This is a genomic window from Bartonella sp. AC535YNZD (assembly GCF_042196625.1).
Taxonomy (GTDB): domain Bacteria; phylum Pseudomonadota; class Alphaproteobacteria; order Rhizobiales; family Rhizobiaceae; genus Bartonella.
In genome coordinates, this window is sequence record NZ_JBHIQP010000006.1 from 25,439 (window position 1) to 43,294 (window position 17,856).

A 17,856-nucleotide genomic window follows, 5' to 3' on the forward strand; every position below is an offset into this window, starting at 1 on the left:
AGATGAATGGAGGGTGTGTTAAATTGTTTCAATATGGTAGATCTGATTAGGAGTTAATTATTTCAATGCGTCTTTCTCAATATTTCCTTCCCCTGTTAAAAGAGAATCCTAAAGAAGCAGAAATTGTTTCTCATCGTTTTATGTTGCGTGCTGGGATGATTCGACAGCAAACATCAGGAATTTATTCTTGGCTTCCTTTGGGAAAAAAAGTGCTTGATAAAGTTTGTAAAATTATTCGTGAGGAGCAAGAACGCGCTGGTGCAATAGAAGTATTGATGCCTACAATTCAATCTGCTGATCTTTGGCGTGAAAGCGGTCGCTATGATGATTATGGTTTGGAAATGCTCCGCATTAAAGATCGTCAAAAACGTGATTTACTTTATGGTCCAACCAATGAAGAGATGGTAACAGATATTTTTCGCTCTTATGTTCGTTCTTATAAAGATCTTCCGCTTAATTTGTATCATATTCAATGGAAATTTCGTGATGAAATTCGTCCACGTTTTGGTGTGATGCGGGCACGAGAATTTTTAATGAAAGATGCTTATTCTTTTGATCTTGATTATGAAGGTTCTAAAACATCTTATAACCGTATGTTTGTTGCTTATTTACGCACTTTTTTTCGTCTTGGTTTAAAAGCAATTCCCATGCGTGCTGACACAGGTCCCATTGGGGGGGAGCTCAGTCATGAATTTATCATTTTGGCTGAAACGGGAGAGAGCGCTATCTTCTGTGATAGACAATTTCTTGAACTTACCGTTCCCCATAGTTCAATCGATTTCAGTGATAAAGCTGTTTTAGATGATATTGTTAAGCAATGGACATCTTTTTATGCAGCAACGGAAGAAATGCATGAGGAAGAGGAATGGGCTAAAATTTCTGAGAATAATCGTCTTTCAGCGCGTGGTATTGAGGTTGGGCATATTTTCCACTTTGGTACTAAATATTCCGCTCCAATGGGAGCAAAAGTTATGGGACAAGATGGAAAAGAGCATGTGGTCTCTATGGGATCTTATGGTATTGGGCCTTCGCGTCTTGTTGCGGCCGCTATTGAGGCTTCTCATGATGAAAATGGTATTATTTGGCCAAAGTCGATGGCACCGTTCGATTTTGGGATTATCAATATGAAGCCTGATGATGAAAAATGCACACAGGCATGTGAGTTTCTCTATCAGGGATTAAAGAAGGTTGGTTTTGATCCGTTATTAGATGATAGAAATGAACGTCCTGGATCAAAATTTGCAACAATGGATTTGATTGGTTTGCCAACGCAAATCATTGTTGGTCCTAACAGCATTGCACAAAATGAAGTTGAAATTAAAGATCGCAAAACAGGTGTAAAAAAATCTCTAAAGGTTGAAGATGTACTCAGCCAACTTTCTATAATTTAATAGGAAATATTATGAAGAGGCTGAAAAACAAATGCTTTTCATCTTATGAGTGGATGATCGCTTTTCGTTATATGATTCCGAATAAAAAACATGTCGTTGCCTCTGTTATTTCAATTATTTCTCTTATTGGGATTATGTTGGGCGTATTTGCTCTGGTTGTTGTTATGGCGGTGATGAATGGCTTTCGTACAGAACTTCTCAATCGTATTCTTGGTATGAATGGACATCTTATTGTTCAAACAGTTGATTCTGGTTTTTCTGATTATAAGACTCTTATTTCTTCTTTAGAAACTACAAACGGTGTGAAGTTTGCTTTACCTGTTATTGAAGGTCAAGCGCTTGTTCAAGGTGAAGTTCAAGGTGGCTCTGGCGCGTTAGTTCGTGGTATGCGCAAACAAGATCTAGAAAAGCTTAAAACAGTCTCTCAAAACATTAAATTAGGATCGATTTCTCGGTTTGATCAACAAGAAGGTGTTGCAATTGGAAGTGGCTTAGCAGAAAAATTAGGACTGACAGTTGGAAGAGATATTCGTATTATTACTCCAGATGGTGATGAGACTCCTTTTGGCGTTACTCCGCGCGTGAAAGCTTATAAAGTCGTTGCTATTTTTGAAGTTGGTATGTCTGAATATGATTCAATATTTATCTTTATGCCTCTTCATGAAGCACAAATGTTTTTTAATTTAGGAGATAAGGTTCAGTCTTTAGAGTTATTTCTAAATAATCCTGATGCAGTTGATCAAATAAAACCCGTTGTAGAAAAAGCAGTTGATCAACAGGTTTATTTAATTGATTGGCGTACACGCAATCAGGCTTTTTTTTCAGCTTTACAAATTGAACGAAATGTTATGTTTTTTATTCTTTCTCTGATCGTTCTTGTTGCTGCTTTAAATATTATTTCAGGGCTGATTATGCTTGTAAAAGATAAAAGTCATGATATTGCAATTTTACGCACGATGGGGGCGCAACAGAGTGCGATTTTGCGTATATTTATCATTACAGGAATGATGATTGGTTTTATTGGAACGATATTGGGGTTAGTTTTAGGTGTTATCGCGACCGCGAATATTAATCATATCCAAGATTTTATATCTTGGTTATTTAATGTTGACGTTTTTAATCCTCAACTTTATTTTTTAACAAAATTGCCTGCACAAATTGAGTGGAGACAGACCGTCTTGGTTGCTATGATGGCTTTATTTTTGTCGTTTCTTGCTGCTCTCATTCCGGCATGGCGTGCTGCTAAGCTAGATCCCGTACAAGCTTTGAGGTATGAATAATGACAGCTATTTTAGAGCTTGTAGAGATTGAAAGACGCTTTTTCGAGGGGCATAAGCCGCTCATTGTTTTAGATAAAGCGAATTTTATTCTTAATCGTGGAGAGCTTGTCGCACTTGTTGCACCATCTGGTGCTGGAAAATCAACACTTCTTCATATTGCTGGATTATTAGAAAAACCAACCGCTGGTGATGTGATGTTACGGGGTGTTTCTTGTGCAAAGCGTTCTGATAGTGAGCGAACAGCTATCAGACGAAATGATATTGGTTTTGTTTATCAATTTCATCATTTACTTCCAGAGTTTACGGCGTTAGAAAATGTCATGATACCGCAAATGATAGCAGGATTAAAAAAATCCATAGCAGAAGATCGTGCGCGTAAATTATTAACGTATCTGCGTATTTCTCATCGTGCTAACCATCGTCCCTCAGAGTTATCGGGAGGAGAACAACAACGTGTTGCTATTGCACGTGCAGTAGCAAATGGCCCTTCGGTTCTTTTGGCTGATGAACCTACAGGAAATCTTGATCCAGTAACTTCAGCTTATGTCTTTCAAGCTTTATCTATCCTTGTTCGTCAGTCTGGTCTTTCTGCTCTTATTGCAACACATAATTACGCTTTGGCTAAGCAAATGCATCGTCGAATTACACTTAAAGAACAAAAAATTATAGAACTTCCTTAAAGCAATGTATAAAATTTATACGAATAATTGAATAGTTTATATTACTTTATTCAAGGAGATTTTTTATGACAGTTTTTGCCGTTGACAAAAATCAATTAGATGCTCGTCGTCGTCGATTGATTTTTCGTGCATGGCATCGCGGTATTCGTGAAATGGATCTCATTTTTGGACATTATGTTGATGCTCATATCATTGAGATGAATGATAAAACGCTCTCTGAGCTTGAGTATATTATGTCTTTTGATGATCGTGATTTACTCACATGGATTACTGGAGAAATTTTGCCCCCCTCTGAAGTTGATAGTCCACTTTTCCGTGATATTGCCAATTATCGTACTTGCTTAAGTTATTAATCCCGATGCCTATATTTAAAAAAATTGTTATTCCCAAAAATAATTCTGTTCGTATGATTTTAGATGGCGTTACTGATGGATTTGAAGCCTTTGCGCTTGCTAAATTAAGTTCAGAAATTGCACAAGGTAAACCGCTCATCTATGTTATCCGTGACGGAACAAAAATTGCGCATTTACAACAAGTTTTAAATTTTATTGAACCCAATTTACCCGTACTTCAATTTCCTGCATGGGATTGTTTGCCTTATGATCGTGTGTCACCAGGAATTGCTGTTATGGCACGTCGACTATCAACATTGGCACACATAGCAAATTTACGGAAAGATCCACATCCTGCAATTATATTAACAACAGCAAATGCAATTATGCAAAAGTTGCCTCCTCGTGAAATGATAGAAGCTCAGCTTATTCACGCATGTGTTGGCCAACGCAATAACATGGGAAATCTTATTCAATTCCTAGAAACCAATGGTTTTGAACGCGTTACAGTTGTCCGTGATGTTGGTGAGTTTGCTGTAAGAGGAGGAATACTTGATATCTTTTCTCCGATGGATGTTGAACCTTTACGCCTTGATTTTTTTGGAGATACCCTAGAAAGTATCCGCGTATTTGATCCAGAAAGTCAAAGGACAACACGTCAAAAAACTGAACTTTTATTACAGGCAATGAGTGAGGTTGTTCTTACACCAGAACGAATCAGCCGATTTAAAAGCAATTATACCCGTACATTTGGTGTATCACAAAAAAATAACATGCTTTATGAAGCAATTGCTCAAGGACGGCGTTTTGCCGGTATGGAACATTGGCTTCCTTTTTTTTATGAAAACCTTGACACTTTTTTTGACCATTGTGGCAACCTACCGCTTGTTTTTGAGCATCTTATAGAAGAAGTTTTCATTGAGCGCTATCGCCTTATTGAAGACTATTATAATGCGCGTAAAGAGCGCGAAAATGATAAAGAAATTTCTACTTCTTATCATCCAATAGACCCTAGTCTTCTTTATTTAACGCCAGAGCGTGTTTTGGAATGTGTGCAACAATCTTCACAGCGTATTGATTTTTCACCTTTTAATATTCCACAAAGTTTGGAACAAACAGTTATTCACACCAATGTTAAACAGGGATATGATTTTGTAAAAGAGCGTAATGCGCAAGAAAAAAATGTTTTTTCAAATGTTATTGATCATATCGCCTCTTTACGCAATGCTGGCAAAAAAGTACTTTTAGCGTGTTGGAGTGAAGGGTCTCTCAATCGTTTGATACAAGTTCTTGATGAGCATGGATTGAAAAAAATAGATGTTGTAAAATCCTTGCAAACTGTCAAAGCAACACCACGAGATCATATATTAGCAGCTGTTATCATGATAGAACATGGTTTTGAGGCTGAAGATTTAGCTATTATAGCAGAGCAGGATATCCTAGGTGATCGCTTCATCAGATCACCAAAGCGGCGTAAGAATAATACAAATTTTATTTCTGAAATTTCTGCTTTAAATTCTGGTGATATTGTTGTGCATATCGACCATGGTATTGGCCAATTTGTTGGTCTTAAAACCATCACAACCACTGGAATTTTACGAGATTGCCTTGAAATTAAATATGCTGGAGGAGATCTCCTCTTTTTACCTGTTGAAAATATTGAGCTTCTCTCACGTTATGGCTCAGAAGGAACAGAGGTAACTTTAGATAAATTAGGGGGTGTTGCTTGGCAAGCACGTAAAGCGCGGCTTAAAAAACATTTATTGGAAATGGCAGGGCAATTAATCCGTATAGCTGCAGAGCGTATGACTCGTGCTGCGCCTGCTTTACTTCCACCAATTGGACCATTTGATGAGTTTGTTGCTTGCTTTCCCTATGAAGAAACGGAAGATCAAATGAATGCAATTGATGCTGTTCTGGATGATCTAGCCTCAGGCAAGCCGATGGATCGCTTGATATGCGGTGATGTTGGTTTTGGAAAAACTGAAGTAGCCATTCGAAGTGCTTTTGTTGCAGCATTAAATGGATATCAGGTTGCGGTTGTTGTACCAACAACTTTGCTTTCACGTCAACATTACAAAACATTTATTTCGCGTTTTCAAGGATTACCAGTTAAAATTGGACATGCTTCGAGGCTTGTAAAAGCGAAAGAACTTGCACGAGTAAAAAAAGGTGTTTCAGATGGTACAATCGATATTGTCATTGGAACCCATGCATTATTAAGTGGTGCAGTTAATTTTTTACGGTTAGGCCTTCTTATCATTGATGAGGAACAGCATTTTGGTGTCAAACACAAAGAGCGTTTAAAAGAGCTTAAAAGTGATATTCATGTTCTCACACTTTCAGCAACTCCCATACCACGCACTTTAGGGTTAGCTTTATCGGGTGTACGTGAACTTTCATTGATAACAACCCCCCCCATTGATAGAATGGCGGTTCGTACTTTTATTTCACCATTTGATGCACTTGTTATACGAGAGACCCTGCTTCGAGAATATTATCGTGGTGGACAAAGTTTCTATGTTTGTCCTCGTATTTCTGATCTGGCTTTTGTAGAAGAATATCTCAAAACACATGTGCCAGAACTGAAATTCGTTGTGGCTCATGGACAAATGCCGGCTGGACAACTTGATGATATCATGAATGCATTTTATGATGGGCAATATGATGTGCTACTCTCAACAACCATTATTGAATCGGGGCTTGATATTCCAACAGCCAATACTCTAATTGTGCATCGTGCTGAGATGTTTGGCCTTTCTGCCCTTTATCAGTTACGTGGTAGGGTAGGGCGTTCAAAACAACGTGCTTATGCTCTCTTTACATTTCCTGCTGGTAAAGTCTTAACAGCTGCTGCCGATCGCCGTCTTAAAGTTTTACAATCTCTTGACACCTTAGGGGCCGGTTTTCAATTGGCAAGCCATGACATGGATATCCGCGGTTCAGGCAATTTTTTAGGTGAAGAGCAATCGGGGCATATCAAAGAAGTTGGATTTGAACTCTATCAAAAAATGCTTGAAGAAGCTATTGCTGAATTAAAAGATGGAGAGCTAAATGAAGATAAGCAATGGTCTCCTCAAATTTCTCTTGGTACAACAGTGATGATACCAGAAAGTTTCGTGCCTGACTTATCATTACGTATGGGACTTTATCGTCGTTTAACAGAACTTGATGATTTAGAACAAATTGATGAATTTGCAGCGGAGTTAATTGATCGCTTTGGTCCTTTACCCATTGAGGTTCAACACCTTCTTAAAGTCTTTTATATCAAAACATTGTGTCGAAAAGCGCATGTAGAGAAATTAGATACAGGACCAAAGGGGATTGTTATACAGTTTCGTAATAACTATTTCGCAAATAGTGTTGCTCTTGTTCAGTGGGTTGGAAAACAAGGTTCGATGGCAAAAATTCGTCCAGATCAAAGTATCGCTCTTATTCGTGATTGGTCCACAGCGGATGAAAGGCTTGTTGGAGCAGCGAATATTATGACACAGCTTGTCGAAATGGCAGAACAACATTCTGTTTAAAAAATATCTTTATTATTTCAGAACTATTACTTATTTTTATAAAATTCTTATATAAAAACAATTATTTATTGATTTTATATAAGAATAAAATTTAAGTTTATAATAAAGAATCATTTATATATTTATTTGGTTTTTATTATACACGTATTGATATAATTAAGAAAATAGATTAGATTGTTTAACCCCAATAAATAGCACTTATCATATAATAAGCTAATAAGCTTCTATAAATTTTTTAGAAAGAAAAAATTTGGTAAAGATAACATGCTTTCTTCATTACAAAAGTGTCTAACTATCGTTTTTTTATTACTCACTTTGATATATGGCGTAAAAAACGCTCACGCTGAGTTATCTTCTGATGAACAATACCAACATTTAAAAAACAAAAGAAAGAATATTAAAGAGAGCATACAATTTATTGAAGAAAGTATGTCTCATTTGAACATTTGGGAAAAAAATATTTCTAAAGCAGAGTACTATGAGCGTTTGCAGGAACGGAATAAGCTATACAAAAAACTGAAAACTCTGAAGAATGAATATTATAATCTTGGTTCGAAATTACAGGATCTAGCTGAAAAAAAACAAAAAATTATCTTTAGAATACATATAGCGAGAGAGTACGAAGTAGGGGAGTATGAAGAAAAGTTGATTAAAGCAAAAGATTATTTAAAAAAAACTCAAATATTTAATGAATGGGGAATGAATGAGAAAAGTGGAGGTGATGATGAGATAATGAAAAATTATCTCATGTTTATTATTGCTTGCAACACGTTAGCGGATATATTGCAGAGTGATATAGGTGCTATTTTGCGCAAAGATTTTGATTGGAAAGATAAAGATTTTAGTTGGGCTAAAGGCGCAAATAATTCAATAAGTCCTAGTTTAGTCAGGGATATTAAAGAATTACTAACAGATGGCTCTTATAGTTATGAAAAACAAATATTTGACGATATAAAAAATAGTCTTACAAAAGATAATTGGTTTGTTAAAAATGCACCTGAGCTTTGTAGAACCATTAAAGAAGTACATAATATAATGCTGCCAAACAAGAAAAAGAATATTATAGATCGTATGCGTTCTCATGTTAAAGAATTATTCAATTAAAAAGTATTGTTTGATTTATGTTGAATTATATTCAAAATAGAAAAATACTTAATTTTTCTTAACAGTATAATTTAGAAAATTCATAAAAAATAATGCCATAAGAATATCCAATTAAAAATTTTCTCATATAAATACAGATAAATTAAGATTATATAATAAATAATATTTAAAATATGTTAGTAAAATATATTTTAATTTTTTGTTTTTAATATTAATTTATAATAAAGTAATTTTATGTATATAAGATATTATATATTGTTATTATCATATAAGATTTAATATATAAATAATAAACTCATATATCTTTTTTATGTTTTCTTTTTATGCATAATTTTTTGTGTTTGTAGTTTTTTATTTTTATCTGATTAATTATTTTAATGACGATACATCTCATATCATAAATCTTGTTTCATTAATACGATAAGAGAAATATTTATAGCTCTAAGTTGTGTTATATACAGAAACAAAATGATATTTTGAATTCATTTTTTTAAAAACTTAAATCATTAACGATTTATATCTTTGATGTTGTGAAAGATGAAAAGAATTTACAATTTAGCAGCTTCTTTTATTTGAGAAATAACTTAAAATAAATTGATAAAAGCTATATTTTTATTCACGTTGTAAAGCTGAGAGATGATATTTGTACAGAGGTACAATAATGGGTGTTTAATATATGAGCATAAATTTATTATGGCTTTGGGCACGTAAGATAATTCATAGGGGGTATTTTTATTCTTTTGTTTAGTAGTTTTATCTATAAAACTAATTCCGCTTATGATGTACAAGTGGAGAAATTTTATTGATTCAATAATAAGAGAGATTCGCGCTATTAGGATCTTTCACACAATATAGAAAAAAGATAAATTATTATTATAAATTAATATGTTATTATATTTTAAGGAAGTTTATTATAAATAAAATATTTTCAGTAGTCATAGATTTTTTCTCTAAGAAAATGTGTTGTTTAATTAAGAAAAAGCGCTTCTTTAGTAGCGTATTTTTAAACTAAACTGTTTAGTTAAACGCTATAGAATATAAAATTTTTTATTACAAAAGCGTATCACCATTGTTTTGTAAACAAGGGCAGAAATTTTAGACAATCAGTGGTTTAATTCATCAAATGTTTCAATAATATCATAGATGATTTTGTTTTTGTGTATCATACAAGGCACATAAGGAAAACAGTAAAATTTATCTGATATTTTGGAGCTTCATGCATTGCAACACCTGTTTCTAAGATTCTATGAGCTTAACACGAAGAGTAATAAATGTAAAAAGTTTAATTAGTAAGTTTTTTAGAGTAGTATTAGAGTTTATTTTAATTAATATTGCAATATTGATTCGTTTGTGTAATCTTAGTTTAAATGCACAGAGGTGTTTTATGGATAGATTGCATCAAATACCAATGTGATGAAGAGGGGAAATGATATGAGTGTATAAAATTAGAATGGCTCGTCGTATTTTTTCTCTAAATTTGACTTTTTTTTTTATATTGAAGTAAAAATAGTAAAATTAATTGTTATTTCATTATAAGTTAATAAATTAAGTTGGAATTATATTTAATATTTTTTTGAAGTTACTTAAAAGCGCGTTGAAAGGATTAACTTAATCATGTCGCATAAAAATGTTTATTCTGCTGTTTCAGTATTAGTTGGAGCCGCTGCCCTTTTTCTTATAGCTGGTATTTCTGCAAATGCGCAAACTTTATCACAAGGTTGGTACAAAGTTTGCAGTAAGCAGCATGATGTTGATATTTGTAATACAATGAATACTGTATTATCGAATACGGGACAACCTTTAACGGCTTTTAATCTTGTTGAAATAAAAGGGAAGCAAAATGAAAAACGTATAGGCATTCAAGTGCCGACAGGTCGTTTTTTGCCAGAAGGTGTTCATATTAAAATTGGTGATGATTTCTCTAAAAAAATCCCTTATGTGATTTGTAATGGACCAAGTTGTATTGCCAATGATGTTTTAGATGATAAGCTTATAGCAGCTATGAAAAGTGGTACAAAAATGGTTGTAACCACAGTTAATTTCCGTGGTTCAGCTAATCCTATTGAATTTTCTCTGAATGGATTTACAGCAGCCTATACCGGTCCTGGTATGGAAGAAAAAGATTTTCAACAAGAACAAATAAAGCTGCAGCAAGCTATTCAATCAAAACAAAAAGAAATTGAAGAGCGTATGCGTGCTGAGCAAGAAAAAGCAAAACAAAAGTAATAAAACCACACCATAAAATTTGGTCAAAACGTTTTCTATAATTGTTTATTTGAACCGCCACAGTTTTCTGTGGCGGTTTTTTAAAATCCTTAATTTTTCGAAAGAATTCTGCGTTTCCACCAACCAATACGTTCAGTTTTGGAAGAATCATTAGGCGTTGATGAAATAACAACGGGTTGATTAATTGTTTCTTCAATTTGGGAAGGAGAGGTTTCGATAATTTCCTCCATCTCGATTACAGTTTCTTGCTCTAATATTTTTTGTACTTGCGTTGTCTCTTTAGAAGATGATTTTTTACGTGTTCCACGTGTTGATTTTTTACTCTTTTCAAGAGCTTTATCTTCTACCTCATGAATAGATTTGTCTGCTTTTTTTGTTTTAGTTTTACGCACCGAACTGGTTGTAGGTTTTTCTTCAAGAGATTTTTGTTCTGCAATATTTTGATCATTCTCTAAAGAAAGTTGATTTTCTATTACTTTTGAAGAACGTGTTTTACGTTTTTTAGGTTTAATACTTGTATCATTTTTTTCAGATTCACTCTGTTGTTGTATACCTAGAGCTTGTGTATTATTTTTTGTTTCTTCAAGTTCAAAAGATTTAGCAGATGAAACACGACGTTTGCGATGCGCTGCTTTAATTTCTGCTAAAGCTTGCTTAGCAAAATCTCCCACTGGTTCTGCATAAGGAACGCGAATCTGATGAAAACTATTATCTTGATTGCGTCGACCACCACGACGTCCTCGACGACGTCCTCGATGATAAGAATCATCATTCAAGGTATCTTCTTTTTTATGAACGTTGGAGAGAGAATGATCAGTAATTTCACCGTGACGATTTTTGCGCCGACGCTTTTGGTTTGTTTCAATGGGAGATGGATTTTCAATAGATTCACTCTTTATGAAAACAGAATCTTCAATTTCTTGCTTATTGTCACCTTCCAATGAAGATTGAGAAATTCTCTCTGCTATTGAGCCTTTAGAAATAACAAGATGTTGTGTTCCAATACTATCATCTGCTTCAATACTAATATTAAGTTTAAAGCGAGCTTCTAAATTAACAAGAATATTGCGTTTATGATTTAATACATAAAGCGCAGTTGCTACGGGAGTGCGCACGATAATATTATGTTGCGAATTATGAAGAAGATATTCTTCAATTGAGCGCATGACATGTAACGCAATTGATGATTCAGAACGTATAGTTCCTGTTCCTGCGCAATGTGGGCATGGCTGTGTCGTACTTTCTAAAACCGATATGCGAATACGTTGACGACTCATTTCTAAAAGGCCGAAGTGTGAAATATGACCAACTTGAATACGAGCACGATCGTTTTTTAAACAATCTTTTAATTTTTTTTCGACAAGCTTCACATTACGTTCTTCAAGCATATCGATAAAATCAATCACAATTAAACCAGCAAGGTCACGCAAGCGTAATTGACGCGCGACTTCTTCAGCAGCTTCAAGGTTAGTTTGTAAGGCTGTCTTTTCGACAGAGAATTCTTTTGTAGAGCGGCCAGAATTTACGTCAATAGCAACAAGTGCTTCTGTTTGATTAATAACAAGATAACCACCAGATTTTAAAGAAACTTGTGGTTGCAACATTTTATCAAGTTGAATTTCAATATTATTTCTTGCAAAAATGGGCGTAGGATCACGGTAAGGTTGCACAACTTTTGCATGACTTGGCATGAGCATACGCATAAAGTCTTTCGCTTCACGATATCCTTGGTCTCCAGATACAAGAATTTCACTAATGTTCTTATTGTAAAGATCTCGTATAGAACGCTTGATGAGATTGCTTTCTTCATGGACAAGGCATGGCGCCGTTGACTCGAGTGTCAAAGTGCGAATAGTATCCCATAACCGCATAAGATATTCATAATCACGTTTAATTTCAGCTTTTGTTCTATTGGCACCAGCGGTTCGTAAGATAACTCCCATACCTTTTGGAACGGCTAATTCTTTTACGATTTCTTTAAGACGCTTACGGTCTTGTACGTTCGTAATTTTTCGTGAAATACCACCACCACGTGCTGTGTTGGGCATTAGAACAGAGTAACGACCAGCTAGAGATAGATATGTTGTAAGGGCAGCACCTTTATTACCACGCTCTTCTTTGATAACTTGTACCAACAAAATTTGACGTCGTTTAATGACTTCTTGAATTTTATACTGGCGCCCTTGTTTTCTTTGATAAATCGGGAGCTCTTCACGGATGTCCTCAGCACCGACCATTTCAATCTCATCGTAAGAGATATTGGCATTTAATGCTTCTTCTGTATTATCAATTATTGTCGCTTCAGATGTGATATCATTTTCAATATCGGCTGCTATAACATTGTTTTTTTCACTTTTTTTTGTTCTTCTGGAGCGTTTTTTATTTTTAGTTGCTTCTTCCGTAAAGGTATCTATAGAATTTTCTCCTACAGCTTCTTTTTCTTCTTCTTCAAGAAGAGCAAGGCGATCAGCAATAGGAATTTGATAATAATCAGGATGAATTTCAGAAAATGTTAAAAAACCATGTCGGTTTCCACCATATTCAACAAAAGCTGCTTGGAGAGACGGTTCTACACGCGTAATACGTGCGAGATAAATATTCCCCTTGAGCTGTTTTCTATGTTCTGATTCAAAATCAAGTTCTTCAATTTTGTTGCCGTGAACAACAACAACACGTGTTTCCTCCGGATGGGAGGCATCTATAAGCATTTTGTTTGACATAAGTTAATATCCTGAAGGCGACATGCACAATTTTATTCAAACGAATGCTATAACTATTCGTAAACATAAAAGGCTGTCTGCCATAAAAGGGAGGTACCAGAAAAACAGGACGGAACACCACGTGCAAAGGCATGACTGCATTTACACCATTTCTCATCATTATTTCCATCTGTTTTTTATGACTCATATTTCTTAAAAGTCTCCGGTAAAATAATCTTTAAAACAGTTCGGATATCCGAACCAACGAATCTTAAGTAATGCAATCCTAATGTTACAACATAGAAATTTTTCATCCATAAAAAAGTCTCAACGCATAATAGACAAAAAACCCCTAAAGACAACTTAATATGAGTTGTAGATAATTTAGATGACTATTATCAGCTAGGAAGCATAAATATTCTTTTATGTTGATATCATGCGTTTGGCAAGTAACAATGTAAATTTGGCAAGTAACAATGTAAATCATGTATAATTATAATATCTTTATGACCTTAATTCCATTTTGAGGTGTTTATTTAGCTTTTATTGAAAAATAGAGATAAATTGGTGTATCGTTTTATGTAACCAAGATAAATTATTACAAAGGTAATGTAGAGTATTTTGCTTATGATAAAAGTTTTTTTTACCAAAAAGCTGAAAACAGCTTATGGGGATGTTATTGTGCTCGTCACATACTTTTTATTATCTTTTTTGCTACTCCAAACTAGTGTTCAAGCCGCAGATCCTCTGAGACTTATTAATTTTCGAACCATTGGTGATAGTGTTCATACGCGTATTATTGCGGTTTTTAATTCAAAACCAAATGTTCGTTTACAGATTTTGGACAGGCCCGCACGTTTGGTTATCAATTTACCTACAATTGACTTTTCGATGCAAAATACGCCTTTAAAGAAACGGAATACATTATCCGTTATGCTTTCAGATGTGCGTTATGCTTTCTCTGACATACAGACTTCACGCATTATTTTGACAAGTAAAACGGCTTTTGTGGTTGAAAAAAATGTCGTAAAAAAATTAAATAATGGTTTATGGCAGTTGCTGATTGATATTCGTAAAAGTACACAAGAAAAATTTGATGAGATATTAAAAAAACAGCAAAGAAGCAATTTTGATACAAAAACACAGTTAATGCCAGCATATAATTTCCGTGTTGTTCTTGATCCTGGTCATGGTGGTATTGATGGTGGTGCACGGGGTGTTACTGGAATTTTAGAAAAAGATGTGACTTTAGACTTTGCGCGTGCATTGCGAGACGAATTACAAAAGGATTCTCATATTACCGTTGCTTTAACACGAGATTCCAATATTTTTTTAAGACTAAGTGAAAGAGTTAAAAAAGCGCAAGAGTTTGATGCTGATCTTTTTATATCTATTCACGCGGATACGATTGATCTACATTCTCTTCGCGGTGCCACAGTGTATACCATATCAGACAAAGCCTCTGATGCCATTGCAAAATCTTTAGCTGAAAATGAAAATAAAGTTGATTTGCTTGATGGTTTGCCTGCAGATGAAACGCTCGAAGTTACAGATATTTTGATGGATCTTACACGACGTGAAACACATACATTTTCGGTTAATTTTGCAAATAGTGTTATTTCAAGTTTATCAAAGAATCATATTAACTTGATTAATAACCCACATCGGTACGCTAATTTTCAAGTTTTAAGAGCTTCAGATATACCCTCAGTCTTGATAGAGATAGGTTATTTATCCAATAAAGAGGACGAAAAGTTATTAAATGATCCTCATTGGAGAAAACAAATGGCAGCCTCTATTGCTCATTCTATTCGTCAATTTGCTGATTATAGGCAGAAAATGATACAGCCTCTTTAAATTTGTGAGAAAATAGAGTATCAATAGGGGCTTCTAGTGTACCCTAGTATAAATAAAAGATAGAAAACAATTTCTCTTGATCTCAATCTTGTGGTGTTATCCACTTGGTGTGTTTGAAGTATAACGTATTTTTTCTTTGATTAATTCTTAAGAAAGCGATAGCCGTTTTTATGATGATTTTTTTAAGATATCTTCTTCGTTTTTTTGTTGCTATTGGACTTTGTGGTGCAATAATGTGGGGTGTTATGACCAGTGGTCAAGCAAATGCGCTTCCTGATTATGAAGTTCTTTCACTTTATGAGCCGCCAGTAATGACCCGCGTCCATGCTTCTGATGGTCGTCTTATGGCAGAGTTTGCAACAAAACACCGTCTTTATTTGCCGATTCAATCAATACCAAAGCTTGTTATAGATGCTTTTGTTTCGGCTGAAGACAAGAATTTTTATCATCATTTTGGTTTAGATCCCGAAGGGCTTTCTCGCGCTTTGATCAATAATATTCGTAATATTGGTTCTGGAAGACGTCCAGAGGGTGCATCAACTATAACGCAACAAGTCGCTAAAAACTTCCTTTTAAGTTCAGAAACAACGTTAGAACGTAAATTTAAGGAAGCTATTTTAGCAATGCGTATTGAGAAAACTTATTCAAAAGATCATATTCTCGAGCTTTACCTCAATGAAATTTATCTGGGTCGTGGCACTTATGGTATAGCAGCGGCTTCTTTGACTTATTTTAATAAATCCGTTAATGATCTGACGTTAGAACAATGTGCTTATTTGGCTGCTCTTCCAAAAGGACCAGCAAATTATGATCCATTTAAGAATACACAACGTGCTATTGAACGGCGTAATTGGGTTATAGACCGTATGATTGCAAATGGATATGTAACGCGTGAACAAGGTGAAAAAGCGAAAGCTAAACCTTTAGGAGCGACAATACGTGGGAGTGATAGCTATGTTTTTGCGGCTGATTATTTTACTGAAGAAGTGCGGCGTCGTTTAATACATCGCTATGGGGCTAAAACACTTTATGAAGGTGGGCTTTCCATTCGTACAACGCTTGATCCGCATTTACAACTTATTGCACGACGTGCTTTGCACAATGGATTAATTAGATTTGATCATGCGCAAGGATGGCGTGGAGCTTATGCGCATATTGATGAGAAAGGTGATTGGGGGACAGAACTTGCAAATATCACAGGGCTAAGTGATGTTCCTGAATGGCGTTTAGCTGTTGTTCTTTCTACTAATCCCAACAAAGTAGAGATTGGTTTACAGCCACAGCACGAAGCTTCAGGTATATTATCCCAAAAACGGGAAATTGCTGTTTTATCTGAAGCTGATTCAAAATGGGCTCTCCATGTTGTAAAAGAAAATGGTTATCGAAAAACTGTTCAGAACTTATCTCATGTTCTGCAAGTTGGGGATGTCATTTTTGTTGAAAAACTATCCAATACAAACAACACTTATCGTTTACAACAAATTCCAAAGGTTGAAGGTGCAATTGTTGCTATGGAACCTCATACAGGGCGTGTTCTTGCTATGGTGGGAGGATTTTCTTTTGCCGAATCTGAATTCAATCGTGCAACCCAAGCTTACCGCCAACCGGGGTCTGCTTTTAAGCCTTTTGTTTATGCAGCAGCTCTTGATAACGGATATACACCAGCATCCGTTGTTTTAGATGGCCCCATAGAAGTTCGTCAATATAATGGTGAAGTTTGGCAACCCAAAAATTATGGTGGTACCTTTGCAGGACCTTCAACGTTGCGTTACGGTATTGAGCATTCTCGTAATCTTATGACAATACGGCTTGCCAATGATATGGGAATGCCTCTTGTCGCTGAATATGCAGAACGTTTTGGGGTGGTAGATAAATTGCAGCCTTATCTTCCCATGGCTTTAGGGGCTGGTGAAACAACAGTATTACGGATGGTTACAGCTTATTCCGTTATTGCCAATGGCGGACGCTCTATTAAACCTTCTCTGATAGACAGAATTCAAGATCGTTATGGGAAGACAATTTATCGTCATGATGATCGTATTTGCGAAAATTGTAATACGAATTCATGGAATAATCAAAGTGAGCCCACATTGATTGATGAGCGAGATCAAGTTCTTGACCCTATGACGGCTTATCAAATTACATCGATGATGGAAGGGGTTGTTCAGCGTGGTACTGCGGCACGTTTACGTTATCTTAATCGACATATTGCCGCTAAAACAGGAACAACCAATGACTCTAAGGATGTCTGGTTTATGGGATTTACTCCTGACATTGTCGTTGGTATTTTTGTCGGTTATGATCAACCAGCTCCGTTAGGATATAATGGAACAGGAAGTTCATTAGCTGCACCTATTTTTGGTGATTTTATGGTAGATGCTCTTAAAGGGAAGCCAGATGTTCCCTTTAAGATGCCAAAGGGTATGATTTTAATGCCAATTAATCGAAAAACAGGAATGCTTGCCGAAAGAGGAGATCAAGATGTCATTATAGAAGCATTTAAACCAGGGACTGGTCCTGCTGATATCTATCAAGTCATTGGGAGTACGAATTCTTTTCAAGAAGGTGTTCCTGCAGTAACCACTTCTCCACAAGTCAATAAAGCTCTTGAAAGTGGGACGGGTGGGCTGTATTAATCGATAAATTTTTTTGCCATGAGTTATGGTTTTTATCTATTTTTTACAATGTCGGTTCCGTAAATAGAATGATAAAACCCTACCATTTTCTGATAGCTGCTTTTAAATTTGTATAAAATGCTAA

10 protein-coding genes are annotated in these 17,856 nt (G+C 35.2%); 9 read left to right on the forward strand and 1 reads right to left on the reverse strand.

The annotated features are described in order from the left end of the window. Positions 1-65: 65 nt before the first annotated feature. The 7 genes from proS (at position 66) to ACFIM8_RS04985 (ending at position 10,540) form a co-directional block, all read left to right on the forward strand. The gene (gene proS / locus ACFIM8_RS04955) at positions 66-1,391 is read left to right on the forward strand and encodes a proline--tRNA ligase (RefSeq protein WP_375606842.1); all 1,326 of its coding nucleotides are present in this window, start codon (positions 66-68) and stop codon (positions 1,389-1,391) included. Between the two features lie 11 nt (positions 1,392-1,402). Beyond that, positions 1,403-2,671, forward strand: coding sequence for a lipoprotein-releasing ABC transporter permease subunit (locus tag ACFIM8_RS04960; protein ID WP_375614586.1), 1,269 nt, complete (start codon positions 1,403-1,405; stop codon positions 2,669-2,671). Further along, positions 2,671-3,351, forward strand: a complete 681-nt coding sequence (locus ACFIM8_RS04965) for an ABC transporter ATP-binding protein (protein ID WP_375606844.1) — start codon at positions 2,671-2,673, stop codon at positions 3,349-3,351. Before ACFIM8_RS04960 ends, ACFIM8_RS04965 begins: the two co-directional genes overlap by 1 nt. A 65-nt stretch (positions 3,352-3,416) precedes the next feature. After that, on the forward strand, positions 3,417-3,704 hold the full coding sequence (locus ACFIM8_RS04970) for a succinate dehydrogenase assembly factor 2 (RefSeq protein ID WP_375606845.1): 288 nt from the start codon (positions 3,417-3,419) through the stop codon (positions 3,702-3,704). A gap of 5 nt (positions 3,705-3,709) precedes the next feature. After that, positions 3,710-7,210, forward strand: a complete 3,501-nt coding sequence (mfd, locus tag ACFIM8_RS04975) for a transcription-repair coupling factor (protein ID WP_375606846.1) — start codon at positions 3,710-3,712, stop codon at positions 7,208-7,210. A 264-nt stretch (positions 7,211-7,474) separates the two neighbouring features. Then, positions 7,475-8,314: a hypothetical protein gene (locus ACFIM8_RS04980; protein WP_375606847.1), complete on the forward strand. Its 840-nt coding sequence runs from the start codon at positions 7,475-7,477 to the stop codon at positions 8,312-8,314. A gap of 1,614 nt (positions 8,315-9,928) precedes the next feature. Further along, complete coding sequence (locus ACFIM8_RS04985) at positions 9,929-10,540, forward strand: invasion associated locus B family protein (protein ID WP_375610352.1); 612 nt, start codon at positions 9,929-9,931, stop codon at positions 10,538-10,540. Between the two features lie 89 nt (positions 10,541-10,629). Here ACFIM8_RS04985 and ACFIM8_RS04990 read toward each other — a convergent pair whose 3' ends face one another. Then, positions 10,630-13,260, reverse strand: coding sequence for an Rne/Rng family ribonuclease (locus ACFIM8_RS04990; RefSeq protein ID WP_375606849.1), 2,631 nt, complete (start codon positions 13,258-13,260; stop codon positions 10,630-10,632). A 606-nt stretch (positions 13,261-13,866) separates the two neighbouring features. Here ACFIM8_RS04990 and ACFIM8_RS04995 point away from each other — a divergent pair. Further along, positions 13,867-15,096, forward strand: coding sequence for an N-acetylmuramoyl-L-alanine amidase (locus tag ACFIM8_RS04995; protein WP_375606850.1), 1,230 nt, complete (start codon positions 13,867-13,869; stop codon positions 15,094-15,096). A gap of 170 nt (positions 15,097-15,266) precedes the next feature. Continuing rightward, a complete protein-coding gene (locus ACFIM8_RS05000; protein WP_375606851.1) occupies positions 15,267-17,732 on the forward strand; it encodes a penicillin-binding protein 1A in 2,466 nt (821 codons plus the stop codon). The last annotated feature ends 124 nt before the right edge of the window (positions 17,733-17,856 follow it).